A 26,380-nucleotide genomic window follows, 5' to 3' on the forward strand; every position below is an offset into this window, starting at 1 on the left:
CGCTTGAACGTTACAACTCGCCCGGCGTCACCTTCGGCGGAACGCGGCCGGTATGGTGCACGGGGTTATCATTGCTCGCACTCTCGGTCGGCTTTTCGCGGCGCTCGGACTGGCCGGACCGCGCCGGCGGCGCGTCAGCATCTTCCGTGCCGCTTTCGTCGGCCTGATCGGGCAGCGACTGCGGGTCCATATCCATTTCCTGCGGTTCCGGCTTCCACGTCGGCGACGGCATCGGCTGGTTGGTCAGGTCTTCGTTTTTGGGATCGCTCATCGTCTTGCTCCTGTTGGGTACAGACGATCAACCCGGCGTGTGAGCCAAGGTTCCTTCTCAGAGCGACGGCCTTCATGGGCATGGAGGGCTGAGATGGCTATGCGCATCAACACCGCGGCCTTCCGCACAGATCACGAGCCACCGAAGCGCCGGCCGAAGAAGCGCAGCGACTATCTCGCGTTCCTCCACGAACTTCCGTGCGTTGTCACGGGCCGGACGGGCGTTCAGGCTGCACACCTCTCCTACGCCAACATCTTCCACGGCCATTTCGGTCGCGGCAAGCAGACCAAGGCGCCGGATAGGTTCGCCCTGCCCCTCCGCCCGGAAGAACACGCCGCCCAGCACGCCATGAACGAGCGGGAATACTGGGCGTCCAAGGGCATCGAGCCGCACGCGCTGGCGAACACCCTCTTTGGTCTCTGGAACGACTACGACGAGCCCGAGGCCATCACCCACTGCACCAACCGCATCATGCAGGGCCTGGCTGTCGCCGGCCGGCTGCCTTCGAGGGATTCGATATGACCTATTTCGAAGACAAAGCGCAGCGCTTAGGCGCGCGAGTTGGTCGCGAGATACCTCGCAATGATCATCTGCTCCACTTTCAGGGTGGCGCGATGAAAAGCGACGGCCCCCACGACGGCCTTTTTCATGAGCCAGCCGGTGATATTATTTCGGATTTTCATCAGGCTGCCTCCATCTCGCTCCGCGGACAATCTGTTGAGGAAATGCCGATCACGCATTTTGGTTCCCGCTCAACCTCTGGTGACGCATGACCGACCTTACCTCACTCATAGAGAAGCTGGAGAAGGCGGAAGGCGCGAGCCGAGGGCTTGATGCCGAGATTTCTGCGGTCGTTGAACCGCACCTTTTCGATGCACCGGGCTTCACGCCCATCCGGCCAATCCCGAACTTCCGGTACGATTCTGGGGAGAACGTCATTCGCTTTGAAGGCGGTGGTCTCATGGACGTTCACTTCTTCCCGCCGGCGACCTCCTCCATCGACGCCGCCGTATCTCTGGCGGAGCGGCTTCTTCCGGGGTGGATGCGTTCTATGTTGACCGGCCTCGGGAAGACGTCCGCATATGTGCGCGACAAGTCAATCTTGGCTCCCGACAAGATCGAAGGCGAAGGCTATCACGCCACGCCGGCAATCGCCCTCGTCCTCGCCACCCTCCGCGCCCTCCAGCAGAAAGACTCCTCCAATGGGTGAGAACCAGGAATCCGTCAACAAATGGATCGAGCATACCTTTGGCCCGGCCGGTAGCAACTTGTCCGTTGCGGCGCGCGCCAATGAAGAAATGGCAGAGCTTTTGATGGGGCTTGCCGTGAATGATCGGCACCCCTTGGCGCTCGAAGAGTGCGCCGACATCGTCATCATTCTATATCGTCTGGCTCATCGCCTCGGCGGAGATTTGCATGCGGCAGTAGACGCCAAGATGGCCGTTAATCGTCAGCGGACTTGGAAGATTGCGAACGGCCATGGGTACCACGTCAAAATGGAGGCCCGCCCATGACCTCCCCCGTATCCCCCTCAGAGACCATAGCGAAGGCAATGGAAGGCGTGACGCCGCCGGATAAGCTCCATGTCGTTTTCTCCACGTGGAAAGAAGATGGGAGCATCAACATCCGTCGCTGGTCCACATTCATGGAATTCGACGGAAGCACAGCTTACATCGCCGAGCCATCCGTCAACGCTGTCACAAAAGAGCGAGACGCCCTCGCCCTCCAGCTAGAGGCGATGCAGCGAGAGATGGCGGAGAAGGACGAGCGGATTGCCGCGCTGGAAGGCGCCCTTGACGAGTCGCAAAGCATGCATCTTTCGGCGCTACGCCGGAACTGTGTTTCCCGTGATGTCGTCAATTCCGTTCTGACGTGGGCCGAGCAGCGCTGCCCCTGCCATAACGAACAGCCCAACCCGTGCCCGCTCTGCGGAGCCAGCGTCGAAAACCTTGAGCCATGCAAATCGGCCGAGAACACCATCCCTCGCCATCTGCTGGCTGACCTCCGCCGCGCCCGCACCCTCATCCAGGGAGAGAAGAAATGAAGATCACGACCGACTTCGTGCCATCGTGGGATTCAAACCATGAAGGCTATCGCGCGATATTCAACGCGGCCATCACCGGCATCTGCGCGAACCCAAACTTCTTTGGCTCCACCATGCAGGGTTCTCCCGAGGCTGCGGTCCATTTCGCAAATGAGGTCACGCTGGCCGCGATTTACGGCGACAAGTATGTGCCCGTCCATGCGCGGCAGGAGGCGAAGGCGCAAGTCGATGCCCTAGGGCGGCCTGTCGCCTGCGGCATTGCCGCCCCAAGCACCCGAGATTGCGAAAACATGAAGGAAGTCGGCGGCGGCATGGACGGCGAGCGCTATCGCTGCGACGTTTGCGGCAAGGGCTACTTCCTCGACTACGAGGAGATGAAATGATGGCCGACCTAGCGGATATCCTACGGGAAACCACGGAAGCCATGGCCTGCTTTGCCAGCGTCGATATGGATCTTTGGGGCCGCCATTCAAACGCATGCCTCCAAGCTGCCGCCGCTCTTGCTGTACAGACGCAGCAGGGGGTGGAGGTGAAGCGGTATCGCCACAAGAAGCGTGGGACCGAATACGTGCTGATCGGCATAGGTAAAATGCAGGCGGAAGACTGGAGCGTGCAAACCCTCGGCCAAGATGATGATGGCCGGAACACATGGGTTCACGAGAGCGTCGATATGCGCGATGTCGCAATTTACCGCAGCATTGATGACGGATCGCTATGGGTTCGCCCGCGCGAAGAATTCGAAGATGGGCGATTTGAGCCTATTCCCTCCGCCCTTGTCGATGTCCCGGCGGTAGAGAGCGAGCCGGTTGGATACGTCAATGCCGACTTTCGGAAAGAGCTTTCCTGCTACGACGCAGCAGAGTTGGTCCCGAATGACCGATCGACCGAAAACTTCAAATACATCCCTCTCTACGCCCACTCTCCCCGTTCCCTCTCCAACGATTTGGCTGAGAAAGGCGCGGCCCTAGCAAAGGTGTTCCTTGCCAACTACAGCGGCATGGAGGACGGCGACGGCAACGAGGCCCCCGAATTGGCACTTGCCCGCGACATTCTCGCCCTCTCCACCCGTAAGGGCTCCGCAGGGGATGGAGCCGCCACAGGTACGAGCGGAGGCCAGGACAATGGCTGATCGCCCGATCCTTTTCAGCAGGCCAATGGTCCTCGCGCTGCTCGACGGCCGGAAGACCCAGACACGGCGCATCATCAAGCCTCGCAGCAAGAACCGCCCGAGCCTCTTCGACGGCAGCTGGTCCGATAGTTACGTTCTCGACCCCGGCAATGAAAGCTGGAGGCAGGACGATATCCTGATCAAGGTCGGCGACCGGCTCTGGGTTCGGGAAACTTTGACTTGCTGCACCGACTGGGGGCTTTTCTACGATGCTCATGGCGGCATCGGTCCGAGCGAAGAACATTTCCTGCGAGATGATCGAGCTGAGCCCATTGTCGACCGGTATTCGAGGGATGACGAAACGCTTTGGAACGTCCCCTCGATATTCATGCCCCGCTGGGCCTCCCGCCTGACGCTGACCGTCACAGACGTGCGCGTCGAGCGGCTGTGCTCGATCACCGATGAGGACGCGATCGCTGAAGGCATCCTTCCCGATCCAGATCGACCAGGATGGTGGATGGCCAGCACAGATGAAGCGGACCGCTGCCCGACGCCGCGCGATGCCTATCTCGACCTATGGAATTCAATCAACGGCGACGGTGCATCACGGCTCGACCCGTGGGTTGTTGCCGACACGTTCACCGTCGAGCGCCGGAACATTGACGCGCCCGCCAACACCGCAACTGGCTCCTCCCCCTCCTCCACCGATGGAGGTAAGAATGGCGGGTGAACTGGTAGAGCGAAACACACTGATCGCAATTCTCTGCCGGCTGACGACAAAGCCCGGCCGTGATCATAGGTCGGGACAGGAGTTCGTCGTTGCCGGCTCCTCGCAAGAGACAGTCGATGCATTGCGTCAAGCAGCCGTGATTCTGCGACGCGACAATTCCCGCATCGAAGCGCTCGAACGCGCGAACGCCACCCTACGCGCAGAGAGGGGTGAGGCGAGGAAGGCGCTGGAGCATGCGCGCGAGTTTGTCCAGGCTTACGACACCCCGGCAATGAACCCTGACCAGGACCGTTGCCTCGCGCAAATTGATGCTGCCATCCGCAATATGGGAGGGGAAGGATGAAGCTCAACGACCTGAGCCCGAACGCCCTAAAAGCGGCGATGGAAAGTGGAACCGCGTCTTGGGGCGAATGGGGAAACGCCCACAAGCACGCTAGATACATCGAGCCTGTCAAGTCGCGGCGTCGGTGCCACTGCGGTTGCAAGGGCCGCGAAACCCACAACGGAATGTGCAACGGCGTCGCCCTCACAAGCGGATGCGAACTCTATGCTCGCCGATGGGTGCGTGCCGGCCGCGACGCTCTGGAGAAGGAGCGCGGCGATGAATAGGGCCTGTGGAAACAATGTGGATGACTGCCGATGAGCAGAGCCCGCACTTACACAAAGACCGAAATGGCCGATGCTGCGGCAGCTGCTGCGATGCACGGCATTCCGGTGATCATGCATCCGACCGGCGAGATTGAGTTCGCCCCAAAAGGCTTCGCAACACAAAAACAGGAAGACGACAGCCCGGAAGCGGAGCTTGAGAGGTGGGTAAATGCAAGGGAAGCTCGTCGGCGTGCATAAGGTGACGATCAGGAAAAAGGGCGAAGAGCCCGTCGTCTACTATTACGCATGGCGGGGCAAGGGCGCCCCTCGCATTCAAGCGAAGCCTGGGACGAAAGCATTCACCTAAGAGTTTATCCGGCTGACCAAGGATCGGCAGAAAGATGCTGAGGCCGGGACCATAGGATCTCTGGTCGATGAGTTCCGCAAATCTCCTCACTTTACGAAGCTGTCGCCGTCCACACGACGCGATTACGAACGTCAGCTTGGCGCCATTCGAGAAGAGTTTGAGACGTTCTCAATTCGCACGATTGAGGCTCGCGGGAGCCGGAAAATATTCCTCAACTGGCGCGACACGATGAAGGATTCGCCGCGGTCAGCTGACATGCATATAGCCCTGCTCTCTCGCATCTTCGCATGGGCCAAGGGGAATGAAGTGATCCTACGAAACCCTCTCGAGCGCGTCGAACGGCTTCACGAGGGCACCCGGAAGGATATCATCTGGTCGGATGATCAGATTGAGACGCTCTTGACCAAGGGAGCGCCACACATCTCCAATGTGGCCAAGGTTGCGCTTTGGACGATGCAGCGCCAGGCAGACATTCTCACTATGCCGACGCTGGCATTCGATGGCACTCGGGTGTCGATCAAACAGGGGAAGACTGGAGCCAAGGTTCGCGTGATGGCTGCACCCGATATCCTAGCGATCCTGTGTGCGGCAAAGGAAGAGAATCGGACCCGCGTCCTCGTCAACTCGTTCGGCCAGAACTGGACCTCAAGCGGCTTCCGAGCTTCATGGCGGAAGGAGATGGCCCGGCTTGGCATCAAAGGCGTCACCTTCCACGACCTGCGCGGAACGGCAATCACCTTCGCGTATGCGCACCTCGACCGATCGCATGAGGAGAAGATCAAGCTGATTTCGGAGATATCGGGCCACTCTGCTGACGATGCCGAATCGATCATCCGCAAGCACTATCTGGCTGGCCAAGAAGTCGTCGAAGCCATCGGCCGGGGAACAAAACGCAAATGAAACTGTAAAAACTGCGTTTTGTTGTAAAATGCGGGTTGGTAGAAAACCGCTAAGTGTTTGTTTTGGTGGGTGATCACGGGCTCGAACCGTGGACCCGCTGATTAAGAGTCAGCTGCTCTACCAACTGAGCTAATCACCCACTTGACCGCTCCAGCGGTCTGACGGGGCGTATAAAGGCCTTCGGGGACCTTGTCTATACCGACGCCGGAAAAAAAATGCGTCTGCGCAAAAAATTCTTCCGCAACGCAAAATAAACGTCACAAATCAAGCAGTCCCGATGCGATGCGGATCGCCTCCCCGCCGATGCGCGCACCGGCGATCGCACCGCCAGACACGTCGAGATGCAGGTGGATATGGGAAGGGCGGCCCATCTCGACGCCCTGCTCGATCAGGAACGGGTGGTGGCCATCCACGAGCTTGTCGAAGAAATGGATGGCGCCGGACATCGCGGCGACGGCGGCGCCCGTCGCCGGGTCCTCGGCAATGCCCATGTCGGGCGCGAACATGCGGGTGTGGAACTTGGCGAGATGGTTCACGCCGCCGCGGCAGTAGAGATAGGCCGAGGCGAGCCGGCCCTCGGCGAAGGGCGCGCAACGTTCCCAGAGCGCCGGATCGAAGTCCACCGCCGCGGCGGCGGCGAGATCGTGCACGGGGATCATCACGAAGGCGACACCGGCACTCCACAGCGACGGCACATGGTTCTCGAAACCAATCTGGCCGGGTTTCAGGCTGAAAGCGTCAGCGAGCGCCTGACGCTCGAAACCGGCATCCAGGCGCACGGATTTGCGCGGCACGTCGAATTCGGCAAAGGCGGCTTTCGCGCCGCCAACCTTCACGGCACAACGCACCGGTCCGACATTCTCCTCTAACACACTGACCAGATCGCGCACACCACCGCCATTGCCCTCGCCTGCCTCGGCAATGGCGATCGCCGCACCGACGGTCGGATGCCCGGCGAAGGGCAATTCTCGACCGGGCGTGAAGATGCGCAGGCGCGCGGCATGGGCCGGGTTTTCCGGCGTCTTCACGAAGACCGTTTCGGAAAGGTTGAACTCGCCGGCGATGCGCTGCATCGCCTCGTCCTCGAGACCATCGGCATCGAAGACGACGGCCAGGGGATTGCCGGCAAGCCGCGTGTCGGTGAAGACGTCATAAATGGCGTAACGACGGGACAAGGCATTCTCCGCATTCAGTTTTTACCGCAGCACTTGCCGAAGGTGCCCGAGCGATCCGCCCGGAGCAAGCAGAAATGCGCGTTAAAGATCCAGCTCCATGACGATGGGACAATGGTCCGACGCCTTCGGCCGATCCCAGCCGACGCGCGGATAGCGCTCCACCTCCTGCCCCGGCGGAAAGATGGTGCGGAAGGGCTGGCCGGCTCGGATGATCTCCGGCACGCGTTTGGCATTGCGCTCGGCAAGCGACGGCGACAGCCAGATATAATCGAGCTGGCAGAGGTGACGCTCCTCCGGCCCGCGGCTGTGATAGAGCGTCCAGCGGTCGTCCACCGGCCGGCGCAGCATGGGGTTCACGGCAAAACCGTCTTGGCTGAAGACATCCAGCGCACTGGCCGCCTCCCGCTGCGGTACGAATCGGTAACCGCTGCGCCTGTCGCCCTCGATCGCGAGTTTCTCCTGATAGTCGTTCATGTCACCGCAGATGGCGAAGGCCTTGCCGGCGGTCTGCCCTTTGCCGAACCGATCCTCGATGATCCGCCGCACCGCAAGCGCCTCGGCGCGGCGCACGGGCATGGTCGATTGCCGGCCATCCAGGCCTTCCCGGCCCGGCCCCATCGACTTGAAATGCACGACATAGAGCGTCAGCGGCCGCCCGCCGATGCGCAGGTCCATTTCCAGGCAGTCGCGCTTGAAGATACGGTCTTCCGGCTTGGCGCCTTGTCCAAGATCGGCCGCATAAAGATCGAAATCGCGATAGGTGACGCCTGCATGACTGCGGATATCGATGCATTCGATCTTCTGGCCGTCGCGCGTCTCCTCGCGCATCAGCACGGACACGTCGATGCCGCGGCTGTCATTGCCTTCGATCAGGTATTTCTGACGGTAGCCATTACCGACCATGCGGAAGAGATAACCGTATTCGAAGGCCTGCAGGGCGGCCATGTTGTCGGTCTCCTGCAGGCAGAGAATGTCCGCATCGGCATCCGCGATGGCGAGCGCCGAATGCTGGCGGGTATCGTCGGTATGCGCGACGGTGCGCGCCTCCTCCAGCCGCTGATACTCCGCCTCGTTGCGGATATCGAAGAGCCGCAGCACGCGATCCTGCCGGACCTGGTTGCGGAACCCCGTGAAATCGAAGCGGGTCATGAGATTTTCGATATTGAAGGTGGCAAGGCGCAGTGACATGAGGCACTTTCGAAAGGCAGGCGGGATGACGGCCGGAGTGTAACCGGCTGACCGGCAATGGAAAGCCTCTTTCGTCCGGCAATCCTCGCCCTGGAATAAACCGGCTTGCCACCCCGTCCCTCCCTACGGATGATGGGCGTTCCGGCGACGGGCGGAGGAATCGCGCATGAGGATCGTATCCGGCACTTGGCGAATGGTCCTGATGGTCTGGCTGGCGCTGTTCGTCTTAACCGGCCTGCCCGCCCACGCGGCGGAAAGCTACATCACCGCGCCGGGGGAAGCCGCCCGTGCAGCCGGGCTCGTCACCGAATCCCTCGGCAAGGCGCCGCAGGTGCACACGCTGCGCATCACCGACAAGGATGTGACGATGCTCGTGCACGGCGCGGGCAGCAACGACATGGAGGAATGGCGGGTGCGGCAGGGCACGCGGCTGCTCTTCTTCAGCGCCGAGGTGATGAGCGGCCCCGCCGCGCGCCAAGCGCCCTCCATGGTCGACAATCTGGCAGGCGGCCTCTTCACGCTCGACAAGGTGGCGCTGGACAAGGTGGATGCGGTCGCCAGAAGCGCCATCGCCTATGCCAAGCTCGAAGGCGAAGCGAGCGTGCAGTCCATCGAGATCACCAAACGGGTTTTTCTGCTTCCCGCCCCGTCCTATGGCGATATCCGCTGGTCGGTCTATGTCACCTCGCCGCGGGAAAGCGCGACCATCTATGCGGATGCCGGCGGCACCATCATCGGCGGCGATCTCTCCAACACGGCGCGCGCCCGCAACATGAACTTCATCGATGACGACGACTGGCCGAAGGAAGCGGCCCTCGAAAGCCTGACCGGCGTCATCGGCGGCAAGCCCGTCATCCGCGATCTCACCATCTATCCGAAATCCGTGCAGCTGAAGGCCGATCACCCCACGACAAAGGGCGCTACGGTCGGCTATTCCTGGGACATTTCGGGCGTCACGCGCTCGCCCATCGCCTCGCCGATGTTCCCAGGCACCGAGCAGGAGCCGGCGTTGTCGCTCGGCGAGATCGACCTTTCCAAGCTGAGCAAGGTGCGAGATGCCGCAAAGAAGGCTTGGGGCAACGACAAATCGACGCTGAACTACATGATGCTGCGGCTGTTTTCCGACGGCCCCGGCAAGCCGGAGCAGCGCTGGACCGTGCATTTCACCGACTGGACGCAATCAGGCGAGCTGGCGCTCTTCACCAACAGCGGAACGGTGGATCTCACGGCCGACGGCATCGTGCGGGCGACCGACCTGCCCGACGCGCGCCAACCCAACCGTAACTGGCTCGACGCCACGACGACGCGCGACGTGTTTGCCGTGGTGAGCGAACAATTCGGCAGGAACGCCCGGTTCGCCGAACTCAGCGTGTCCAACGATTCCATGCGCATCCTGGCCGAAGTGCCGGACACGCCCGGCAAGATGCGGGAATACAATGCCAACGACCGCGGGATCACCGCTTCCAGCATGATGATGCCCTGGGATGCGGAATTCCGTCCCGAGCGGCTGTTCCGCATGGACGACCTTGCCTTCTTTTCCGCAGAAAAACTCAACGAACTGACCGCCCGCACCTTCACCCGGCTGAAGGTCGGCTCGGACATGTCGCTCAGCCGCTACACCTTTTCGATCGGCCAGCTGATGTCGCCGGACGGCAGCTTCATGGTGCCCTCGCCCGATGGCAAGGTGACGCTGGAAATCCGCCTCGAAGGCCAGGACGGCTGGAAAGGCGGGCGCGTCACCTATTCCTCGACCGGCGAGGAAATCGACGTGGTAATGCCGTAGCGCCTGTCAAAGCGTCGTCAGCAGCAGGCTGGTTTCGGACTTCGACACGCCGTCCATGGCGCGGATGCCGCGCAGCACACGCTCGAACTCCACGAGGTTTTCAGCATGCAACTCGGCGACGAGGTCCCAGGCACCGTTCGTCGTGTGCAGGGCGCGCACCTCCGGGATGCCGCGTAGCGCCTTCACGGCGGCGAGCGTCTTCTGGCCGGTGATCTCGATCATGGTGATCGCGCGCACCGCATGGGGATCGTCCGTCTCCGTCACCTGTACGGTGAAGCCTGAAATGACACCGTCGCGTGTCAGCCTGTCGATACGGTTCTGCACCGTGCCGCGCGAGACCCTGAGTTCGGCGGCGAGCGCGGAAAGCGAGGCGCGGCCATCCTTGCGCAGGAGGGCGAGAAGCTTGCGATCGGTCGTGTCCATGATACCCGTTGCCAGAATGCCAGATTTGAGTGACGAAACGACAATATAGGGTGCGATTTTTCCAAAAGATTGCCGTTTCGCTTGCCGTCATCCTTGGATAGCGTTCGTCTTAATGCAACCGCTTTCGACAGGCGCCCCTCATGACGACCGAAAATGCCCGACGCACCGCCGCCGCCCGCGCCAAGGATCTTTCCTTGCTGATGACCCGCTGGCCGAGCGTCACCGGTTCGCCGGATGAAGCCGCCTTCTCGGAGAAGCTGCGAGCACATCTCGCCGAAACATCCTATTTCAGGAGCCATCCCGACCAGCTTTTCACCGTGGACAGCCATGGCGAACCGATGACGCAGAATGTCGTAGCGCTGGTGCGCGGCCGCGGCCGGCGCACGGTAGTGATGGCAGGTCATTTCGATACGGTCTCCATCGCCAATTACGGCACGCTGGCACCGCTCGCCTGCGATCCTGAACCATTGACCGAAGCCTTACTCCAGGAGTTGCGCAGCCGCCCACTGAACGGCGCGGAGGCAAAGGCGCTCAAGGATTTCGAGAGCGGCGATTTCATCGCCGGCCGCGGCCTGCTCGACATGAAGAGCGGCCTTGCCGCCGGCATCGCGGCGTTGGAGCGTTTTGCCGGGCTGGAAGCGCCTGAGGGCAACATCCTCTTCGTCGCGACGCCCGATGAGGAGAACCGCTCGCGCGGCATGCGCAGCCTGCGCAATACCCTGCCGGAGATCGCCCGCCGCTTCGACCTCGATATCGTCGGCGGCATCAATCTCGATGCCTCGAGCTGCGAGCGAGACGGCGAGGAAGGCCGCGCGGTCTATCTCGGCTCGATCGGCAAATTCGCACCCTTCGCCTTCGTCATCGGCCGTCCCACCCATGCCGGCTATCCCTTCAACGGCACAAGCGCCCACCGCATCAGCGCGGAAATCGTGCACGCCATGGATACCGTGCCGGAACTGAGCGACGAGGCCTTCGGCGAACGCTCACCGCCGCCGGTCTGCCTGGAAGCCCGCGACATCAGGGACGGCTACGACGTAACGACGCCGGATCGCGTCTGGCTCTCCTTCAACTGGCTGACCCACCGGCGTAGCCCCGCCGATATTCTCGGCGAATTCCGCACAGTCGTGACCGACGCGTTGAACGCGGCACTGGAAACGCAGGATGCCCATCAGGCACGCTATCGCGGCCGACCGGCAGCGAAGACCGAGGGCGTGGTTCTCAGCTATGCGGAGCTTCTGGAGCGGTTGAAGGCACGCGGCGGGGATGCGCTCGACCGTATCACCGCACGGGAGCGCTCCCTCTCCGGCGGCACCGATCCCCTGAAGGTCAGCCGCGAGATCGTGGCGGCGGCCGCGGCGGAAGCGGGCATCGAAGGCCCCGCCGTGATCATCGGCTTCGGCAGCCTGCATTATCCATTGGTCCATCTGGATCGCGCCGGCGAGACCGGCAGCTTGATGCAGACCCGGCTGGAAACGGTCATGCAGGAGACCGCTAAGCGGCACGGCACGTCGATCAAGTTCAAGCAGATCTTTGCCGGCATTTCCGACATGAGCTTCTTCGGCCATCGGCCGGAGGCCAGCGAAACTGGCCTGCTCGCCGCCAACACGCCGTCAGCGGCCTTCACCGACAACGCGCCGGACGGACTGCTATCTTTCCCGACGGTCAATATCGGGCCTTGGGGGCGGGATTATCACCAGAAGTGGGAACGCGTCCATGCGCCCTATACGTTTGAGGTTCTGCCGGATCTGGTGTTCGAATCGGCGCTGGTTTGGCTCGCGGAGTGAGGGCGTCATCAAGAAGGCCCTCTCTGCCTGCCGGCATCTCCCCACAAGGGGGAGAAAGGCTAGCAGCACGTTCATCGCGAAAGATCTTCTACCGAGCGTGCCGCACGTAAAGTCCCTCCCCTTGTGGGGAGGGATTTAGGGAGGGGTCTGCCCGTCAGGCCGCAAGTCGCTCCTTGCTCAGCAGGCGGCCGAGGCGGGAGATGCCCTCCTCGATGGTCGCCGCATCGGCGCAGGAGAAGCTGAGGCGCAGCGTGTTGGCGCCGCTGCCGTCGGCGTGGAAGGCCTGGCCCGGTACGAAGGCGACTTTTTCCGTCTCGATGGAGCGGGCAAGCAGTTTTGCACCGTCCATGCCGGCTGGCAGCGTGACCCAGACGAACATGCCGCCTTCCGGCTTCGTCCAGGAAACGCCTTCCGGCATGTATTTCTGGAGCGCGGCGAGCATGGCATCGCGGCGCGCGCTGTAAGCCGCCTTGATCTTCGCCACCTGCGCATCGAAACCGCGCTCGGCGACATGGGCGATGGCCATCTGGTTGATGGTCGAGGAATGAAGGTCCGCCGCCTGCTTCATCAGCACGAGCTTGCGAATGACGGGCGCGGCCGCGACGATGTAACCGACGCGCAGGCCGGGAGCCAGCGTCTTGGAGAAGCTGCCGCAATAGATGGTGCGCGCGGCGTTGATATCGCCCGTCTTGGCGATTTCCAGCGCCAGGATCGGCGGCACGGCCTCGCCGTCGTAGCGCAGCGACTGGTAGGCCGCGTCCTCGATGACCGGGATGTCCAGTTCTTCGGCAAGCGACAGCAGCTTCTCACGGCCGGCACGGTCGACGGTTTCGCCGGTCGGATTGGCGAAGTCAGCCGAGAGATAGGCGAACTTGACGCGGCCGCCAGCCTCTTCCGCCGTGGCGCGATAGGCGTCCGGCGTGCGGTTGCCCTGGAGGTTCAGGCGGTCATAGGTCGGCTCGTAGGCGTTGAAGGCCTGCAGCGCGCCGAGATAGGTCGGCCAGGTGACCAGCGCGGTATCCTTAGGCGACAGGAAGAGTTTGCCGAGATAGTCGAGGCCCTGCTGCGAACCGGAGACGATGAAGACGTTTTCGGCGGTGCAGGCAATGCCGAGCTTGCCCATTTCGCCGGCCAGCCAGTCGCGCAGCGGCTTGTAGCCTTCGCTGACGGAATACTGCAGGCCCGCATTGGCGCCCTCGCCCGCCAGCACGTCCGTGTAGGCGGCGGAGAAGGCTTCCTTGGGGAACAGCGCCGGATCCGGAATGCCGCCGGCAAACGAGATGATATCGGGCCGTTCCAGCAGCTTCAGGAGTTCACGGATTTCGGACGCCTTCATCCGCGACGCGCGGGTCGCGAAGGCCAGTTCCCATTTGAACATAGGGGTTTCCTCGGGCTTGTTGTTTGAACGCACCTCATCACGGCGCCGTATTTATGTCAATAATGCTGACCTAAATATTCGCACGACAGAAAAGGTGCACCAACAAGATTACGCGCAGAGAAAGACTATCCGGAACATGGCTGCTCCGGCAACCCTTTCAGACTGCGGAAGCGCTCAGGTGGCGCGGTCGCTGTAAAGGCTGAGCAGCACCAGCATGGCTATACTGCCCAGGATAAAAAGGTCGAACCAGGCAAAGTATTGGACAATCGTGGTCATTGCACCATCCTCCTGACGGCTGAACGAAACACTTGCGTATTTTGTTCCCGTTCGGGCGATCGCGCAAGTTTATTACTTGCTGCGTCGCAATAGATCAGAGGATGCACTGCATTATTTCAGTTTGACTGAAATAGAGGACCGGGCGGTTTTCCGCCCGGTCCGTCCGTCGTTCACGCTTTCGCGCGCAAACGATTAGTTGACGGCCTTATCGACCGGCTTGTTCTTGCCGATCGCCGCATTGCCGCAGGCATGCAAGCAATCAACGGGGATCGGCAAGCCACTTAGTTGACGGCCTTGTCGACCAGCTTGTTCTTGCCGATCCACGGCATCATGCCGCGCAGCTTCGCACCGACTTCTTCGATCTGGTGCGAGTCGTTGTTGCGACGGATGCCCTTGAAGCGTGCGCCGCCGGCCTTCCATTCCTGCATCCACTCGGAGGTGAACTTGCCGGTCTGGATGTCGTTGAGGACGCGCTTCATTTCAGCCTTGGTGTCGGCGGTGATGATGCGCGGACCCGTGACGTATTCGCCCCACTCGGCCGTGTTGGAGATCGAGTAGTTCATGTTGGCGATGCCGCCTTCATAGATCAGGTCGACGATGAGCTTTACTTCGTGCAGGCACTCGAAATAGGCCATTTCCGGCGCGTAACCGGCTTCAACCAGCGTTTCGAAACCAGCGCGGATCAGCTCGACGAGACCGCCGCACAGAACGACCTGTTCGCCGAAGAGGTCGGTTTCGCACTCTTCCTTGAAGTTGGTCTCGATGATGCCCGAACGGCCGCCGCCGACGCCGCAGGCGTAGGAGAGCGCGAGGTCAAGCGCGTTGCCCGAGGCGTTCTGGTGAACGGCAACGAGGCAGGGAACGCCGCCGCCCTTCTGGTATTCACCGCGAACCGTGTGGCCCGGTCCCTTCGGTGCGATCATGACGACGTCGACCGAGGACTTCGGCTCGATGAGGCCGAAATGAACGTTGAGACCGTGGGCAAACGCGATGGCGGCGCCGTCACGGATGTTGCCGGCGATTTCAGCCTTGTAGATGTCGGCTTGGAGTTCGTCCGGGGTCGCCATCATCAGGAGGTCGGCCCACTTGGCGGCTTCGGCAACCGTCATGACCTTGAAGCCATCGGCTTCGGCCTTCTTGATCGTCGGCGAACCGGCCTTGAGCGCGATCACGACGCCCTTGGCGCCGGAATCCTTGAGGTTGAGGGCGTGAGCACGGCCCTGCGAGCCGTAGCCGACGATGGCGACGTTCTTCGCCTTGATGAGGTTGAGATCGGCATCACGATCGTAATAGACGCGCATCGATGGTTCCTTCCCTTGCTGTCTGTTTAAATTGAACCGGCGGTTTTCCTGCCGGCCTTACCCTTTCGCGCCGTGAAGCGTCAGGAAGGCATCGACCGCCTTCTCCGCGCGTGGCGAGAATTCCTTTTTGAGTGCGCTAGCGTCCTCGCCCAGCAACATGCGCAGATGCATGTCGGAGACGACAAGGCCGTAGAGCGTGCCGTATGCCTCGTCGGCGGTGTCGAATGCAAGCAGCTTCGCCTTGCGGCCGGCTTCCAGCAGCGCCGCAGCGCGCTTGCCGATCTGCCGGCGGCCGCGTTCCTGCAACAGGCGGCCGAGACCGGCGCCTTCGCGGCTCGCCTGGCCGATGGCAAGACGGTTCAGCGCCAGCGACACGTCGCCCGAGAGAACGTCGATGAGATCGCCCGCAAAGGCGACGAGATGCTTGCGCAGGCTGTCCACCGTCAGCGCGCGCGCATCGACCTCGACGGTGCGCACCTTGCCGGCCTGATAGGTGATCATCGCCGAGATCAACCCGTCACGATCGCCGAACCACTTATAAAGACTCTCCTTCGAACAGTTCGCCGCGCGCGCGACACCCGCCGTGGTGAGCGCCCGCTCGCCGCCCTCCACCAGCAGGCCGAGCGCACGCTCCAGCACCGCGCCCTGACGTTCCGTCAGTCCCGCGGCGGCTGCGCCCGTCTTTGCCTGCTCTGCGATCTGCAAGATTTCCACCCAATATTTTGCGTACCGTACGGTACGGTTCGCACCTTCTAGCGATGTATGGTCTCTCGGTCAACGCCCTTCTTGCTGAGGCTAGAGAAACCGGATTCCGGCACCTTGATATTTCGGCGCACAGATCCCCGCCGGCATTGCAGCGCACAACAGCGCTCAAAAATTTCTTCCGCCTATGTCGCTGTTTTGAAACAGAACTCCACGGCGAAGCGACGGCGGACCGGTGGCGAACAAAATATTTCGCTTCCCAATCCGTTTCCTGTTGTTAAGATTTGTGAGACCTGCGGTGCAGCAGGCCGGTTTGCGTCGCGGATCGGCAAGCCTCACCCAAGGGGTCCGAGTACAGGAGTATCAAGCGAAACGCCCTTACGCCAAGGAGACAGAAAATGTTGAATTTCCTGCCAGACCTTCACGAAGGACATGCTCCCATCACGCTTCAGCAACTGTTTGGTGACGCTCTCGAGGCCTTCGATGCCTGGGAAGACGAACGCGCCGAACCGATGGTGATCTTCGAAGACAAGATCGTTCCCATCGGCGTCGTGTTCGACAGCATGCTGGACTGCACCGACCTCCTGCCGCGTACCATGGCGGATATCGTTACCGATTGCCTCGTTCGCAATCCGGCAACGGAAAATGCCGAAATCGCGACCTTCGGCGATGCCGCCCGCATCGCATCCGCCCTCGTCGAACAGCGCCGCCTCTGCGGCGAAGCGGCCATCGCCGCTTTCCTCGACCATAACCGCGTCGACAAGCGACGCCCGGCCTGATTTAAAGAAGCCCCGCTCCGGCGGGGCTTTTTCGTACCGACAGCACCCATGCGGGAATAATTGACGGCCCTCGCCCGTTACGGGAGTATCCACACTCCTGTTTCGGATCCCGCGCCATGCTTCGCCTCGCCGCCGCCGTCCTGCTCGCATCCACGCTTTCTGCCGCCGCCGCCGATGAGCCGCCCTATGCAGGCAGCTGGGACTGCGAGGTCTCGACCTTCACCTTCACGGCAGACACCTACGATTCCGGCGAAGGCCAAATGCCGATCCTGAAAACCGAAAAGGATGGCGGCGCCTATATCCTGACCTTCGCCGACGACTACCGCATCGGCCTTGCCAATATCACCGATACGGAGATGGACTGGTCTTCCGAAACGAGCGGCGACATGTTCCATTGTAAGAAGATCAAGAACTAAAGCATTTCCAGCCGAAGCGATCTCGCTTCGGCGTCGGACAATGCGGCAAAAACAAAACACGAGAGCGTATCGATGAAAAAGCCCCTTCTTGCCGCGCTCCTCGCGCTTGCAACCCTGTCCACCGCCGCGCAGGCCGCCGAAAGCCGCTGCGGCTGGCTGCAGAACCCGACGCCGGGCAACTGGTGGCTGGACGACGCCGACGGCACATGGACGATGATGAGCCAGGGCGGCGGCTCCGAGCCCGACGGCATGGACCGGATCCCCGACATTTCCGAGGGCGACTATGTGCGCACCAACGGCAATTACGGCTACGCCTGCGCCTGCATGAAGGTCGATACGGACGACGACGAGGGCCGCATCGTCGCGATTTATTCCTTCCGGCAACTGCCCATCTCGCAATGCGCCAACGACGAGGCACTTTCCGCACCGGAATGAGGACGAGCGTGCGGGCGCGTCTTGACCGGTCGCGCCGAAGCACTTATTTCTCCCGCATCGAGATTTGAACGTTGACGTCGCATTTGCGGGTTTCCAGCCTGCAGCTTCACGAACTTCCCCTTCAAATTCGACCACCCAAGGCCGCCCGACGGACGGCCGAAGATTGATTTGACGGCTAGGAAAGGTTTCGTCATGGCAACTGGTACCGTAAAGTGGTTCAACACGACCAAGGGCTACGGCTTCATTCAGCAGGACAGCGGTGAGCCGGACGTTTTCGTCCACATCTCCGCCGTACAGCGCGCGGGCCTCGCTGCCCTCAACGAAGGCCAGAAGGTTTCCTTCGAACTGGTTCGCGACCGTAAGTCCGGCAAGATGTCGGCTGATCAGCTCGTCGCAGCCTGATCATTCAAAAAAGACATACGAAAAGGCCGGCTCTGCCGGCCTTTTTTGTGCGCGCTTTCAGGCATGTTCGACCGGCAGGCGCGATCCGCTCTTGAGGCTTTCCATCGAGATCGACGCCGACACGTCGAATAGCTCGACCCGGCGCACGATGCGCTTGTAGACCACGTCATAGTGCTCGACGCGCGGCAGCACGATCTTCAGAATGTAATCGTAGTTGCCCGTCAGCCGGTGCGCCTCGACGACCTCCGGAATATCGGCGATCGCCTTCGAAAACAGATCGATCCAGTCGTCGCTGTGATGCGCGGTCTTGATAAGGGCGAAAACCGTCGTCGGCACGCCCATCTTGTCGCGATCGAGCAGCGCGACCCGGCCCGCGATATGACCGCTCTCCTCCAGCCGCTGGATACGCCGGGCACAGGCCGAGAGCGACAGGCTCACCTTCTCCGCCAGCACGGAAACGGGCGCGCCCGCATCCTCCTGCAACAGCGCCAGCAATTTGCGGTCTCGTTCGTCCAACACGCCGGGATTCTCCATCGTTTTCTTCAGTCGCGCGAACAATGAGCGCCTTTGAAACTCTAGGCAAGAAATTTTCCTGCCATCGCGAAATATAAACGCGAACATTGCGAACAATCGCCGCCGATCACGCGGCATTCTCTGCGCCATCCAGACAGAGCGGAGGAAACGACCATGAAAACGATCGGCCTTATCGGCGGCATGAGCTTTGAAAGCACGGCGGTCTATTACCGGATGATCAACGAGGCCGTGCGCGAGCGGCTTGGCGGCCTGCATTCGGCGGAAGTGCTGGTGCATTCGGTCGATTTCCAGTCGATCGTCGAGTTCCAGAAGGCCGGTCGCTGGGATGCCGCTGGCGCACGGCTCGGCGCGGTTGCCGCCGGCCTTGAAAAGGCTGGGGCCGACTGCGTGCTGATCTGCACCAACACGATGCATCTCGTCGCCGACGCCGTGCAGGCCGCCACCAAGGCAACGCTGCTCAACATCATCGACGAAACCGCAGGCGAAATCCTCGCCGACGGCAAGCGCCGTCCGCTGCTGCTTGCCACGCGCTACACGATGGAACACGGGTTTTATGCCGAGCGCATGAAGGCCGTCGGGCTCGATGTCATGGTGCCCGATGAGGCCGGCCGCATCCTGATGCACGACGTCATCTTCAACGAACTGTGCCAGGGCAAGGTACTCGACACCTCGCGCGAGCGCGTTCTGGCGCTGATCGATGCCGCCCGCGCTGAGGGCGCCGACAGTGTCATCCTCGGCTGCACGGAAATCTGCCTGCTGCTCGATCCCGATGCGCTTGCCCTGCCCGGCTTCGATTCCACCGCAATCCACGCCCGGGCCGCCGTCGATTTCGCACTAGGCAAGGTGGCTACCAGCAAGGCGGCATAATTTATTTGACTCAGTCAAGTAAATTGGGGCACATGGTAATCGAAGGAGATCATCATGACTGCCCATGCCCGTGACGAAGCCGCGACCGATCCGATCGAGACGGTCCGTGCCTTCAACCGTTTCTACACCAACCGGATCGGCGTGCTCGACCGCGCCTATCTCGACACGCCCTATACGCTGACGGAAGCGCGCGTGATCTATGAGCTCGCCGCGCGCGGCACCACATCGGCCTCCGAGCTCACCGAAGAGCTGTCGCTCGATCCCGCCTATCTTAGCCGCCTGCTGAAGACCTTTATCGGCAAGGGGTTTGTCGATGCCCGCAAGGATCCGTCGGATGGCCGCGGACGCCTTCTCGCCCTGACGGAAGACGGTCGTGCCGTCGCAGCCGACCTCGCCACGCGTTCCCGCGAGAGCATCGCAAGGCTCATCGAACCGCTGGCACAAAGCGAACGGCTGGACCTGACGGCGGCGCTGCACCGTGCTACCACCCTGCTCGCCGGCGCGCCCGCCAAAGCCGTCATCCGCCCCCACCGCCCCGGCGACATGGGCCGCGTGATCGCCAGCCAGGCCCAAAGTTACACCGAAACCTACGGCTGGAACGCGGAGTATGAGGCGCTCGTTTCGGAAATCTGCGCGCAGTTTCTGCGCCATTTCGATCCCGCGCGCGAACATTGCTGGATCGCCGAACAGGACGGCCAGTTCGTCGGCAGCATCTTTCTGGTCAAGGCGAACGAGACGACAGCGAAGCTGCGCCTGCTGCATGTTGCGGAAGCCGCACGCGGCCAGGGGCTCGGCACGCGGTTGGTGACGGAGTGCATCCGTTTTGCGCAGGACGCCGGATACAGCAGGCTGGAACTCTGGACGAACGACATCCTGATCGCGGCCCGGCGCATCTATCAGGCGGCCGGTTTCGTGCTGGAAAAGGAAGAAGCGCATCACAGCTTCGGCAAAGACCTCGTCGGCCAGACCTGGGCGCTCGATCTTGTGCGTTGGCAGGCGCCAATCGCTCAGGCTTCCTGAAGCAGGTTTTCCCGCCAGCGGCACTCTTCCAGTCCGGCTCGTGAGAACGGGTCGGTCAGCGTGCCGGATACGATGGCAGCGAGAATCTGCGGAGCCGGCGGAATTTTCGCGACCGTCGCGACGAGCCGGTCGCGCAGCCAGGCGATCGCCAGCGAATCAGACTGGTAAAACGGCGTGAAGAGATAGGAGAGCAGCTGGAACAGGCGCACATGGTTGCGTCGCGCTGTGGCATAAGCTGCCAGCCCCTCGTCCAGCGTCGCCGCAGACGACAGCGCATGCGCCAGAGCCGCGGCATCCAGGAGCGCCATATTCGCGCCCTGCCCGAGCTGCGGGCTGGTCGAATGCGCGCTGTCGCCGATGAAGACGATACCGTCAGCATAGGGCGGCAGCGCGGTGCGATGGGCGTAGCGGGCGAGCGTCAGCTGGTCCCAGTCCGCAATCTGGTCGAGAAAGGGCACCGCCTCCGGCCAATAGCCAGCAATGCCCGCCTTCCAGCGGTCGAGGCCAGCCCGCTTCACCGCCTCGGCTTCTGCGGTCTTGAGACTCCAGAAGAAGGCGACCTTGCGTCCCTCGCCGGCATGCGCCCGGCCGACCGGCAACACGCCGATCATGACTTTCGCCGCGTCATACCGTTGCGTCAGTGCCGTAGAGTCATGCGCGATGCCATCGCAGTCCAGCGTCGCCCAGAAAGCGCCCCAGGGCAGCTCCTTGACCGGCGGCGCGACGACGGAAGCGGCGACGAGCTGCGAGCGTGCGCCAGTTGCGTCGATCACCAGATCGTAGTCGCCGACAATCTCGCCATCGGGGTCATGAAGGGCCGTGCGGGCCAGCCGCGTTTCGGCTTTCGCAAGCGTGATGCCAGTGCGAATGGGCAGGCCTTCGGCCACGACCGCGTCATGCAGGGTCGAAAACAGCGCGGCGCGATGCACAGCAAGCCCGTAGCGACCACCGGCCAGCGCGTTGTAGCGCACGTCGAGCACCGTGCGGCCACTCAGGGCATCGGCACCATGCAGCCGGTCAATGCGGTTTCCGAGGGAGTGGATGGCGGGCGAAAGTCCGAGCGCATCGAGCACGGTCAGCCCCGTCGGCTGCATCAGGAGACCCGAGCCAACCGGCGAAGGGCGATCGAAGCGCTCGATCAATTCGACCCGATGACCGGCGCGCGCGAGAAACAGGGCAGCCGCAAGCCCCGCGGGACCCGCGCCGGCAATGCCGATATCCAGTGGCTTCATGCCCGTCCTCGCTGCGCCTTCGTCAGTCCTGTTCCGCGTCGTAAGCCGTGCGTGCGGCCCGGATCGCGCCATGGTTTTCCGAAGACCACTGCACGAGCGTGCGCAGAAGCGCAAGGAAGGAATGGCCAAGCGGCGTCAGCTTGTATTCGACGCTCGGCGGCTGGGTCGGGTAGACGGTGCGCGTGAGATAGCCGTCGCGCTGGAGGTCGCGCAGCGTCTGGGTCAGCATGCGCTGGGAAATATCGGGGATCAAGCGGCGCAGCTGTGAGAAGCGGCGTGGCCCGTCGGCGAGGCCGAGGATCATCAGCGACGTCCACTTGCCGCCGACGCTATCGAGCACGTCGCGCACCGGACAATCGTCCATCGACATGAGCACGCCATCGATGAGCATGACGCGTTCGCCATCGGCACCGCCAACGATCTTGTTCATAGTCGGTTCCCTTCAGGTAACCACCGGAGAAAAAACTGCCTTCTTTACAGGCTCTATCAGATTACCAGATAAGAGCAAGTCTCAATAAGAGACCAACATCCACGGGTTCGACGGCATTCCCCTGCCCCAGCCGGAAACCCTGCCCAGAAAGGCATAGACATGACCGACACGATTCTCGTCACCGGCGCTTCCGGCCAGCTTGGCCGCCTCGTTCTCGACAACCTCCTGACCTCTGGAGAGGTCTCTCCCGCCGACATCATCGCCGCCACCCGCAACGTCACGAAGCTTTCCGACTACGCCGCCAGGGGGGTGACCGTGCGCGCCGCCGACTTCGATGACCCCGCCTCGCTCGACGCCGCCTTCGCCGGCGTCGGCAAGGTGCTGATCATCTCGACCGACGCGCTCGGCGAAGCCGGCAAGCGTCTTGCCCAGCACAAGGCCGCCGTCGCCGCCGCCAAGAAGGCTGGCGTCAAGCACATCCTCTACACCTCCATGCCGCAGCCGGACGATTCGCTCGTTACCTTCGCGCCCGATCATCTCGGCACCGAAGAGGCCATCAAGGCGACCGGCATTCCCTATACGATCCTGCGCGACGGCTGGTATGCGGAAAACCTGTTCATGTCGCTGCCGCACGCGCTGCAGACAGGCTCCTGGTACACCTCGACCGGCAACGGCAAGATCGCTCATATCACCCGCGCCGACACCGCCGCCGCCCTTGCCGGCGCAATCCTGAAGGCCGGCAATGAGAGCAATATCTATACGTTGACGGGCACAAAGGCGCGCACCGCGGAAGACATCGCCGCTATCGTCTCTGCCGCCACCGGCAAGCCGTTGAAAGTCGTCCATGTCACCGATGCCCAGCTTGCCGAGGGCCTGAAGGGTGCCGGCCTGCCGGAAGGCTTCATCCCCACCATCGTCTCCTTCGATGCGAACACGCGCGAAGGCAAGATCGCAGCCGTCACCGGCGATGCGCAAGCCCTATCCGGCCGCAAGCCAACCGAATTCGAGGACTTCGTCGCCGCCAGCAAGGCAGCGTTTCTCGGCTGATCGATAAAGATGCGGCGCTCCGAAGGGGCGCCGCATTGCCGTCAGACCTCTTGGCCGCAAGCGCGGCGGAAGCGACGCACGCTCTCCGCCATGCCGTATTCCAGCGCATCGGCGGTCAGGCCATGGCCGATGGAGACCTCCTCGAGGCGGGAAATGCGGGCGACCAGCGCCGGCAGATTGGCGACCGTGAGATCATGACCGGCATTGACGCCAAGGCCGAGTTCGAACGCGATATCCGCCGTTTCTCCCAGCAGTTCGAGCATCCGCACGGCTTCCGCCGGATTGTCGTAGCAACCGCCATAAGGCCCGGTATAAAGCTCGATCCGGTCGGCGCCGAGATCGCGGGCGATCGTTAGCGATTCGCGGTCCGGCTCCCCATCCGCGAAGACAGACACACGCAGGCCGAATTTCTTCAGCCGCTCGATGATGTTACCGAGCAGATTGTGGTTCTTGCGGAAATCCCAGCCGTGGTCGGAGGTGGCCTGCGACGGGTCATCCGGCACCAGCGTCACCTGCTCGGGACGGTGCTCGTCGATGAGACACATGAAGTTCTCTTCTGGAAAACCTTCGATGTTGAATTCCGTGCTGGAAAATTCGCTGTCGATGAGGCTGCGGATCATGCCGAGATCGCTGAAGCGCACATGACGCTGGTCCGGGCGCGGATGCACTGTCAGACCGCTGGCGCCCGCTTCAAGCGCAATCCGGCCAAGGGCCGTGACGCTCGGCCAGGGCAGATCCCGGCGGTTGCGCAGCATGGCGATTGCGTTGAGATTGACCGACAGTTTCGCAGGCATGACGACGCGGGCTCCTATGACTGAAAACAAGGTCTAGCGCGTTGTTTCCACAAGGGCAATCGCCTGAAAACGCCGGATGACCCTGCGGTCGCTGACAATTGCCGCACACGTGGTCAACCACCCCTTGCCGTTCATCAAGAATCACCGCTAAACTCACCGTGATTTTTGGGGGTAGCGGTCATTCCGGCCGCGTCTGTTCCGAAATTGGGAAGGAACTCAGGCAGCGACGATGGCCTCCTCTGTGGCGACACCATGAGCAGGACCGACAGGCCGGCGTGCGATCTCGTGCGGCGCGCGCTTCATGCCGTCATCGCCAGCGAAACCTTCGCCCGCTCCGAGCGTTTGCGCTCGTTCCTATCCTATGTCGTGGAAAACGAACTGGCGGGCAAAGCCGCCCAGCTCAAGGGCTACAGCATCGGCATCGACGTATTCGGCCGCCCGCCGGGCTTCGATGCCGGCAATGATCCACTGGTGCGCGTGCAGGCCGGCAAGCTGCGCAAGCTTCTCGAGCAGTATTACGAGACCGAAGGCACGGCTGAACAGCTGCGCATCCGCGTGCCGCTCGGCAGCTATGTCCCGGAATACAGCCTCGCACAAATCGCTCCGCAAGTCGGCGGCGATTTGGCGGCCGATGCGGTCGAACCGACCCCACACTTCTCCCAAAACGCTCCAAGGCCGAAACGCTCCTGGCTTCCCAAGCCCATCTCCTCGCCGCTCGCTCTCTTCTCCCTGCTGCCATTGCTCTTCCTGGCACCATCCTTCTATCCCGAAGCCACCAATGCGGCCGTTGCCAAGGTTCAGCAGGTGCTATCGATGCAGAACAGGCTCGGCGGAATGGTCGAAATGCTGCCGCAGCTGCACATCCTGCAATGTTGGCCGCAGAGCGGCGAATGCAATGCACTTGCCCGCGCCATCTCCAATTCGGCAGAGTATCACCGCACCGTGCGCCTGGCCGACACGCGCCAGACCGGCGCGCCGCTGCCGCTTTCTTATTCCATCCGCGTGGAGAACCGGCCGGATGGGCTCGGTGTCTATGCGCGGCTGATCCATGATCAATCCGGCGCCACGATCTATGCCCGGCATTTTTCGCGTGAACAGTTGAACAGCGAGGCCGGCATCGCCTATGAAGCCGTCGCCTTCGCCGCACGGACACTATCGGCCAGCGGGCCACTCTACCGTCACGCCATTCGCAAGGGGACAGCCAGCAGCGTGATGGAATGCCTCTCCCACACCAGCCAGATAACCCCGCGCGGCACGCCGCATTTCCGCCAGCCGGCGGCCTGCGCGATCACGCCGGATGCCGCTCTGGCCGAAGCGGCGATCCTCGAGGAAGCCGGCGCCACCCTGACGCGATAATCCGCTCTCCCCTCGCTGCAAAGCAGGAAGCCCGCCCAGAAAATACATCCCTAGATATAACGATAGGCACACTCAGCCCTAGGGTTTATTTTATGAACCTGGCGGATTGGTATTCTGTGCCGCTCCGGGGTTCGGATCCCTGCACACTCTCCTCGCGAGATGGATCTGCAACCCTGGCAGGGTCGTAAGCGGCTTTTTGGCGGACAGGCCGAAGCAGACGCAAGCGAAAGTGGGGCGTTTTTCGTCGTCTTGAAGCCTCGTCTCGGCACGGGCTCAGGCCGGCGACCGGGGGTAATGACATGACTGATCTTCTTTTTTGCGGGTTGCTTTCATGATGACGAACGAGTCGAAGAAAGCCACCGCCGACGTCCGCGCCGGCGCGCGTAAATCCATCCGCTATCTGCCTGTGACCCCGCTTCCGGAAAATTTGCCGGCGGGCCGCCTGGCGATCGCCGATATGGCGAATGCCTTCGGCGTCACGCACCGCACGCTGCATTTCTACGAGGAAAAGGGCCTGCTGAAGGCCGCCCGCGTCGGCCCGATGCGCGTTTACGGCCCTGAAGAGATTCAGCAGATGTCGGTGGTCAACACCTGTCGCGAGACGGGCATGCCCGTCGCCGTCATCCAGGAACTGCTGGAGCGCCTGTCCTCCGCAGAGAGCCAGGACGAGGCCGATGCGATCTTCCGCACGGCGATGACGGCGCGCAAACGCGAGCTCGCCGCCCAGCAGTCAACAATCCGCCGCCAGATGCAGCAGATCAACGAACTGCTCGATTTCACCGGCGCGCTCGAACCCGAGACCAACGACAATACGCCGCAGGCGCACCTGAGCGCGGCGGAACTGCGCTGTCTCACGCTGATGGCCGAGGGCTATCCGACGAGCCGCATCGCCCGCGCGCTCGAAGTCGAGCCCGGCGAAGTGCAAGTGATGGAAAAGAACATCATCGCCAAGTTCAGCAGCAACAACCGTTTCCAGGCCGTCGCCAAGGCGGTCATGCTCGGAATCGTCGGCCATTAAGGCTGGCGTCAAGCGGCCGGACATGATGACCG

General features: G+C 62.2%; 34 protein-coding genes and 1 tRNA gene. 23 read left to right on the forward strand and 12 right to left on the reverse strand.

Features of this window, described 5'->3' with window-relative positions; genetic code table 11:
- Window positions 1–10: 10 nt before the first annotated feature.
- Window positions 11–271 (reverse strand): hypothetical protein, encoded by a 261-nt coding sequence (locus D0Y60_RS01810; RefSeq protein WP_117366428.1) that lies wholly within the window; start codon window positions 269–271, stop codon window positions 11–13.
- 93 nt (window positions 272–364) lie between these two features.
- Between D0Y60_RS01810 and D0Y60_RS01815 the strand changes: the two genes are divergently transcribed.
- The 12 genes from D0Y60_RS01815 (at window position 365) to D0Y60_RS24960 (ending at window position 6,008) form a co-directional block, all read left to right on the forward strand.
- Window positions 365–793 (forward strand): DUF968 domain-containing protein, encoded by a 429-nt coding sequence (locus D0Y60_RS01815; RefSeq protein WP_117366429.1) that lies wholly within the window; start codon window positions 365–367, stop codon window positions 791–793.
- Window positions 790–1,044: a hypothetical protein gene (locus tag D0Y60_RS24565; protein WP_147324485.1), complete on the forward strand. Its 255-nt coding sequence runs from the start codon at window positions 790–792 to the stop codon at window positions 1,042–1,044. The genes D0Y60_RS01815 and D0Y60_RS24565 overlap by 4 nt, the downstream gene beginning before the upstream one ends.
- Window positions 1,041–1,481: a hypothetical protein gene (locus D0Y60_RS01820; protein WP_117366431.1), complete on the forward strand. Its 441-nt coding sequence runs from the start codon at window positions 1,041–1,043 to the stop codon at window positions 1,479–1,481. The genes D0Y60_RS24565 and D0Y60_RS01820 overlap by 4 nt, the downstream gene beginning before the upstream one ends.
- Window positions 1,474–1,785, forward strand: a complete 312-nt coding sequence (locus tag D0Y60_RS01825; RefSeq protein ID WP_117366432.1) for a MazG-like family protein — start codon at window positions 1,474–1,476, stop codon at window positions 1,783–1,785. Before D0Y60_RS01820 ends, D0Y60_RS01825 begins: the two co-directional genes overlap by 8 nt.
- Complete coding sequence (locus D0Y60_RS01830; protein WP_117366433.1) at window positions 1,782–2,315, forward strand: hypothetical protein; 534 nt, start codon at window positions 1,782–1,784, stop codon at window positions 2,313–2,315. The genes D0Y60_RS01825 and D0Y60_RS01830 overlap by 4 nt, the downstream gene beginning before the upstream one ends.
- Window positions 2,312–2,698 carry a hypothetical protein gene (locus D0Y60_RS01835; RefSeq protein WP_117366435.1) on the forward strand — a complete coding sequence of 129 codons (387 nt, stop codon included), beginning with the start codon at window positions 2,312–2,314 and terminating at the stop codon, window positions 2,696–2,698. Before D0Y60_RS01830 ends, D0Y60_RS01835 begins: the two co-directional genes overlap by 4 nt.
- Window positions 2,695–3,444 (forward strand): hypothetical protein, encoded by a 750-nt coding sequence (locus tag D0Y60_RS24815; protein ID WP_199564090.1) that lies wholly within the window; start codon window positions 2,695–2,697, stop codon window positions 3,442–3,444. The genes D0Y60_RS01835 and D0Y60_RS24815 overlap by 4 nt, the downstream gene beginning before the upstream one ends.
- The gene (locus tag D0Y60_RS01845; RefSeq protein ID WP_199564091.1) at window positions 3,437–4,153 is read left to right on the forward strand and encodes a hypothetical protein; all 717 of its coding nucleotides are present in this window, start codon (window positions 3,437–3,439) and stop codon (window positions 4,151–4,153) included. Before D0Y60_RS24815 ends, D0Y60_RS01845 begins: the two co-directional genes overlap by 8 nt.
- The gene (locus D0Y60_RS01850; protein WP_117366436.1) at window positions 4,143–4,496 is read left to right on the forward strand and encodes a hypothetical protein; all 354 of its coding nucleotides are present in this window, start codon (window positions 4,143–4,145) and stop codon (window positions 4,494–4,496) included. The genes D0Y60_RS01845 and D0Y60_RS01850 overlap by 11 nt, the downstream gene beginning before the upstream one ends.
- Window positions 4,493–4,762 (forward strand): hypothetical protein, encoded by a 270-nt coding sequence (locus D0Y60_RS01855; RefSeq protein ID WP_117366437.1) that lies wholly within the window; start codon window positions 4,493–4,495, stop codon window positions 4,760–4,762. Before D0Y60_RS01850 ends, D0Y60_RS01855 begins: the two co-directional genes overlap by 4 nt.
- Window positions 4,763–4,792: 30 nt before the next feature.
- On the forward strand, window positions 4,793–4,999 hold the full coding sequence (locus tag D0Y60_RS01860) for a hypothetical protein (RefSeq protein ID WP_117366438.1): 207 nt from the start codon (window positions 4,793–4,795) through the stop codon (window positions 4,997–4,999).
- A gap of 337 nt (window positions 5,000–5,336) precedes the next feature.
- Window positions 5,337–6,008 carry an integrase gene (locus tag D0Y60_RS24960; protein ID WP_245409056.1) on the forward strand — a complete coding sequence of 224 codons (672 nt, stop codon included), beginning with the start codon at window positions 5,337–5,339 and terminating at the stop codon, window positions 6,006–6,008.
- 63 nt (window positions 6,009–6,071) lie between these two features.
- Here the strand turns inward: D0Y60_RS24960 and D0Y60_RS01870 are convergent.
- From D0Y60_RS01870 to D0Y60_RS01880, 3 genes are all read right to left on the reverse strand, one after another.
- Window positions 6,072–6,147 (reverse strand) — tRNA-Lys (locus D0Y60_RS01870).
- A 118-nt stretch (window positions 6,148–6,265) separates the two neighbouring features.
- The gene (locus D0Y60_RS01875) at window positions 6,266–7,183 is read right to left on the reverse strand and encodes a PhzF family phenazine biosynthesis protein (protein ID WP_117366439.1); all 918 of its coding nucleotides are present in this window, start codon (window positions 7,181–7,183) and stop codon (window positions 6,266–6,268) included.
- A gap of 81 nt (window positions 7,184–7,264) precedes the next feature.
- Window positions 7,265–8,371, reverse strand: a complete 1,107-nt coding sequence (locus tag D0Y60_RS01880) for an endonuclease/exonuclease/phosphatase family protein (protein ID WP_117366440.1) — start codon at window positions 8,369–8,371, stop codon at window positions 7,265–7,267.
- A 166-nt stretch (window positions 8,372–8,537) separates the two neighbouring features.
- Between D0Y60_RS01880 and D0Y60_RS01885 the strand changes: the two genes are divergently transcribed.
- Window positions 8,538–10,154 (forward strand): hypothetical protein, encoded by a 1,617-nt coding sequence (locus D0Y60_RS01885; RefSeq protein ID WP_147324486.1) that lies wholly within the window; start codon window positions 8,538–8,540, stop codon window positions 10,152–10,154.
- Window positions 10,155–10,160: 6 nt separating this feature from the next.
- On the opposite strand, the gene D0Y60_RS01890 is transcribed toward D0Y60_RS01885, so the two are convergent.
- Complete coding sequence (locus tag D0Y60_RS01890; protein WP_199564092.1) at window positions 10,161–10,577, reverse strand: Lrp/AsnC family transcriptional regulator; 417 nt, start codon at window positions 10,575–10,577, stop codon at window positions 10,161–10,163.
- A gap of 140 nt (window positions 10,578–10,717) precedes the next feature.
- On the opposite strand from D0Y60_RS01890, the gene D0Y60_RS01895 reads away from it, so the two are divergent.
- Window positions 10,718–12,361 carry a M20/M25/M40 family metallo-hydrolase gene (locus D0Y60_RS01895; RefSeq protein ID WP_245409057.1) on the forward strand — a complete coding sequence of 548 codons (1,644 nt, stop codon included), beginning with the start codon at window positions 10,718–10,720 and terminating at the stop codon, window positions 12,359–12,361.
- 154 nt (window positions 12,362–12,515) lie between these two features.
- Here the strand turns inward: D0Y60_RS01895 and D0Y60_RS01900 are convergent, their stop codons facing one another.
- The 3 genes from D0Y60_RS01900 to D0Y60_RS01910 form a co-directional block, all read right to left on the reverse strand.
- Window positions 12,516–13,739: a PLP-dependent aminotransferase family protein gene (locus tag D0Y60_RS01900; RefSeq protein ID WP_117366443.1), complete on the reverse strand. Its 1,224-nt coding sequence runs from the start codon at window positions 13,737–13,739 to the stop codon at window positions 12,516–12,518.
- Window positions 13,740–14,296: 557 nt separating this feature from the next.
- Window positions 14,297–15,316: a ketol-acid reductoisomerase gene (gene ilvC, locus D0Y60_RS01905; RefSeq protein ID WP_117366444.1), complete on the reverse strand. Its 1,020-nt coding sequence runs from the start codon at window positions 15,314–15,316 to the stop codon at window positions 14,297–14,299.
- Between the two features lie 57 nt (window positions 15,317–15,373).
- A complete protein-coding gene (locus tag D0Y60_RS01910) occupies window positions 15,374–16,021 on the reverse strand; it encodes a TetR/AcrR family transcriptional regulator (RefSeq protein ID WP_117367028.1) in 648 nt (215 codons plus the stop codon).
- Window positions 16,022–16,416: 395 nt separating this feature from the next.
- Between D0Y60_RS01910 and D0Y60_RS01915 the strand changes: the two genes are divergently transcribed.
- The 4 genes from D0Y60_RS01915 (at window position 16,417) to D0Y60_RS01930 (ending at window position 18,050) form a co-directional block, all read left to right on the forward strand.
- Entirely contained in the window at window positions 16,417–16,797 is a 381-nt protein-coding gene (locus D0Y60_RS01915) for a hypothetical protein (RefSeq protein WP_117366445.1), read from the forward strand.
- 116 nt (window positions 16,798–16,913) lie between these two features.
- Entirely contained in the window at window positions 16,914–17,213 is a 300-nt protein-coding gene (locus D0Y60_RS01920) for a hypothetical protein (RefSeq protein WP_117366446.1), read from the forward strand.
- Window positions 17,214–17,285: 72 nt separating this feature from the next.
- The gene (locus tag D0Y60_RS01925; protein ID WP_117366447.1) at window positions 17,286–17,648 is read left to right on the forward strand and encodes a DUF4087 domain-containing protein; all 363 of its coding nucleotides are present in this window, start codon (window positions 17,286–17,288) and stop codon (window positions 17,646–17,648) included.
- Window positions 17,649–17,840: 192 nt separating this feature from the next.
- Entirely contained in the window at window positions 17,841–18,050 is a 210-nt protein-coding gene (locus tag D0Y60_RS01930; protein WP_064330432.1) for a cold-shock protein, read from the forward strand.
- Window positions 18,051–18,107: 57 nt separating this feature from the next.
- Here D0Y60_RS01930 and D0Y60_RS01935 read toward each other — a convergent pair whose 3' ends face one another.
- A complete protein-coding gene (locus tag D0Y60_RS01935; protein ID WP_117367030.1) occupies window positions 18,108–18,569 on the reverse strand; it encodes an Lrp/AsnC family transcriptional regulator in 462 nt (153 codons plus the stop codon).
- Window positions 18,570–18,737: 168 nt separating this feature from the next.
- Between D0Y60_RS01935 and D0Y60_RS01940 the strand changes: the two genes are divergently transcribed.
- Window positions 18,738–19,451, forward strand: coding sequence for an aspartate/glutamate racemase family protein (locus tag D0Y60_RS01940; RefSeq protein ID WP_117366448.1), 714 nt, complete (start codon window positions 18,738–18,740; stop codon window positions 19,449–19,451).
- Window positions 19,452–19,505: 54 nt separating this feature from the next.
- Entirely contained in the window at window positions 19,506–20,471 is a 966-nt protein-coding gene (locus D0Y60_RS01945) for a helix-turn-helix domain-containing GNAT family N-acetyltransferase (RefSeq protein WP_117366449.1), read from the forward strand.
- On the opposite strand, the gene D0Y60_RS01950 is transcribed toward D0Y60_RS01945, so the two are convergent.
- Both D0Y60_RS01950 and D0Y60_RS01955 read right to left on the reverse strand, forming a co-directional pair.
- Window positions 20,459–21,703, reverse strand: a complete 1,245-nt coding sequence (locus D0Y60_RS01950) for an NAD(P)/FAD-dependent oxidoreductase (RefSeq protein ID WP_117366450.1) — start codon at window positions 21,701–21,703, stop codon at window positions 20,459–20,461. The two genes, D0Y60_RS01945 and D0Y60_RS01950, sit on opposite strands and share 13 nt — an antisense overlap.
- 22 nt (window positions 21,704–21,725) lie before the next feature.
- Window positions 21,726–22,133, reverse strand: coding sequence for a helix-turn-helix domain-containing protein (locus D0Y60_RS01955; protein ID WP_117366451.1), 408 nt, complete (start codon window positions 22,131–22,133; stop codon window positions 21,726–21,728).
- A gap of 159 nt (window positions 22,134–22,292) precedes the next feature.
- Here D0Y60_RS01955 and D0Y60_RS01960 point away from each other — a divergent pair, with 159 nt between their 5' ends.
- Window positions 22,293–23,180, forward strand: a complete 888-nt coding sequence (locus tag D0Y60_RS01960; protein WP_117366452.1) for an SDR family oxidoreductase — start codon at window positions 22,293–22,295, stop codon at window positions 23,178–23,180.
- 41 nt (window positions 23,181–23,221) lie between these two features.
- Here the strand turns inward: D0Y60_RS01960 and D0Y60_RS01965 are convergent, their stop codons facing one another.
- The gene (locus D0Y60_RS01965) at window positions 23,222–23,974 is read right to left on the reverse strand and encodes a pyridoxine 5'-phosphate synthase (RefSeq protein WP_117366453.1); all 753 of its coding nucleotides are present in this window, start codon (window positions 23,972–23,974) and stop codon (window positions 23,222–23,224) included.
- Window positions 23,975–24,226: 252 nt separating this feature from the next.
- Between D0Y60_RS01965 and D0Y60_RS01970 the strand changes: the two genes are divergently transcribed.
- The gene (locus D0Y60_RS01970; protein ID WP_117366454.1) at window positions 24,227–25,330 is read left to right on the forward strand and encodes a hypothetical protein; all 1,104 of its coding nucleotides are present in this window, start codon (window positions 24,227–24,229) and stop codon (window positions 25,328–25,330) included.
- A 331-nt stretch (window positions 25,331–25,661) separates the two neighbouring features.
- Window positions 25,662–26,348 (forward strand): MerR family transcriptional regulator, encoded by a 687-nt coding sequence (locus D0Y60_RS01975; protein WP_245409058.1) that lies wholly within the window; start codon window positions 25,662–25,664, stop codon window positions 26,346–26,348.
- The last annotated feature ends 32 nt before the right edge of the window (window positions 26,349–26,380 follow it).

The organism is Shinella sp. WSJ-2 (genome assembly GCF_003432075.1).
Taxonomy (GTDB): domain Bacteria; phylum Pseudomonadota; class Alphaproteobacteria; order Rhizobiales; family Rhizobiaceae; genus Shinella.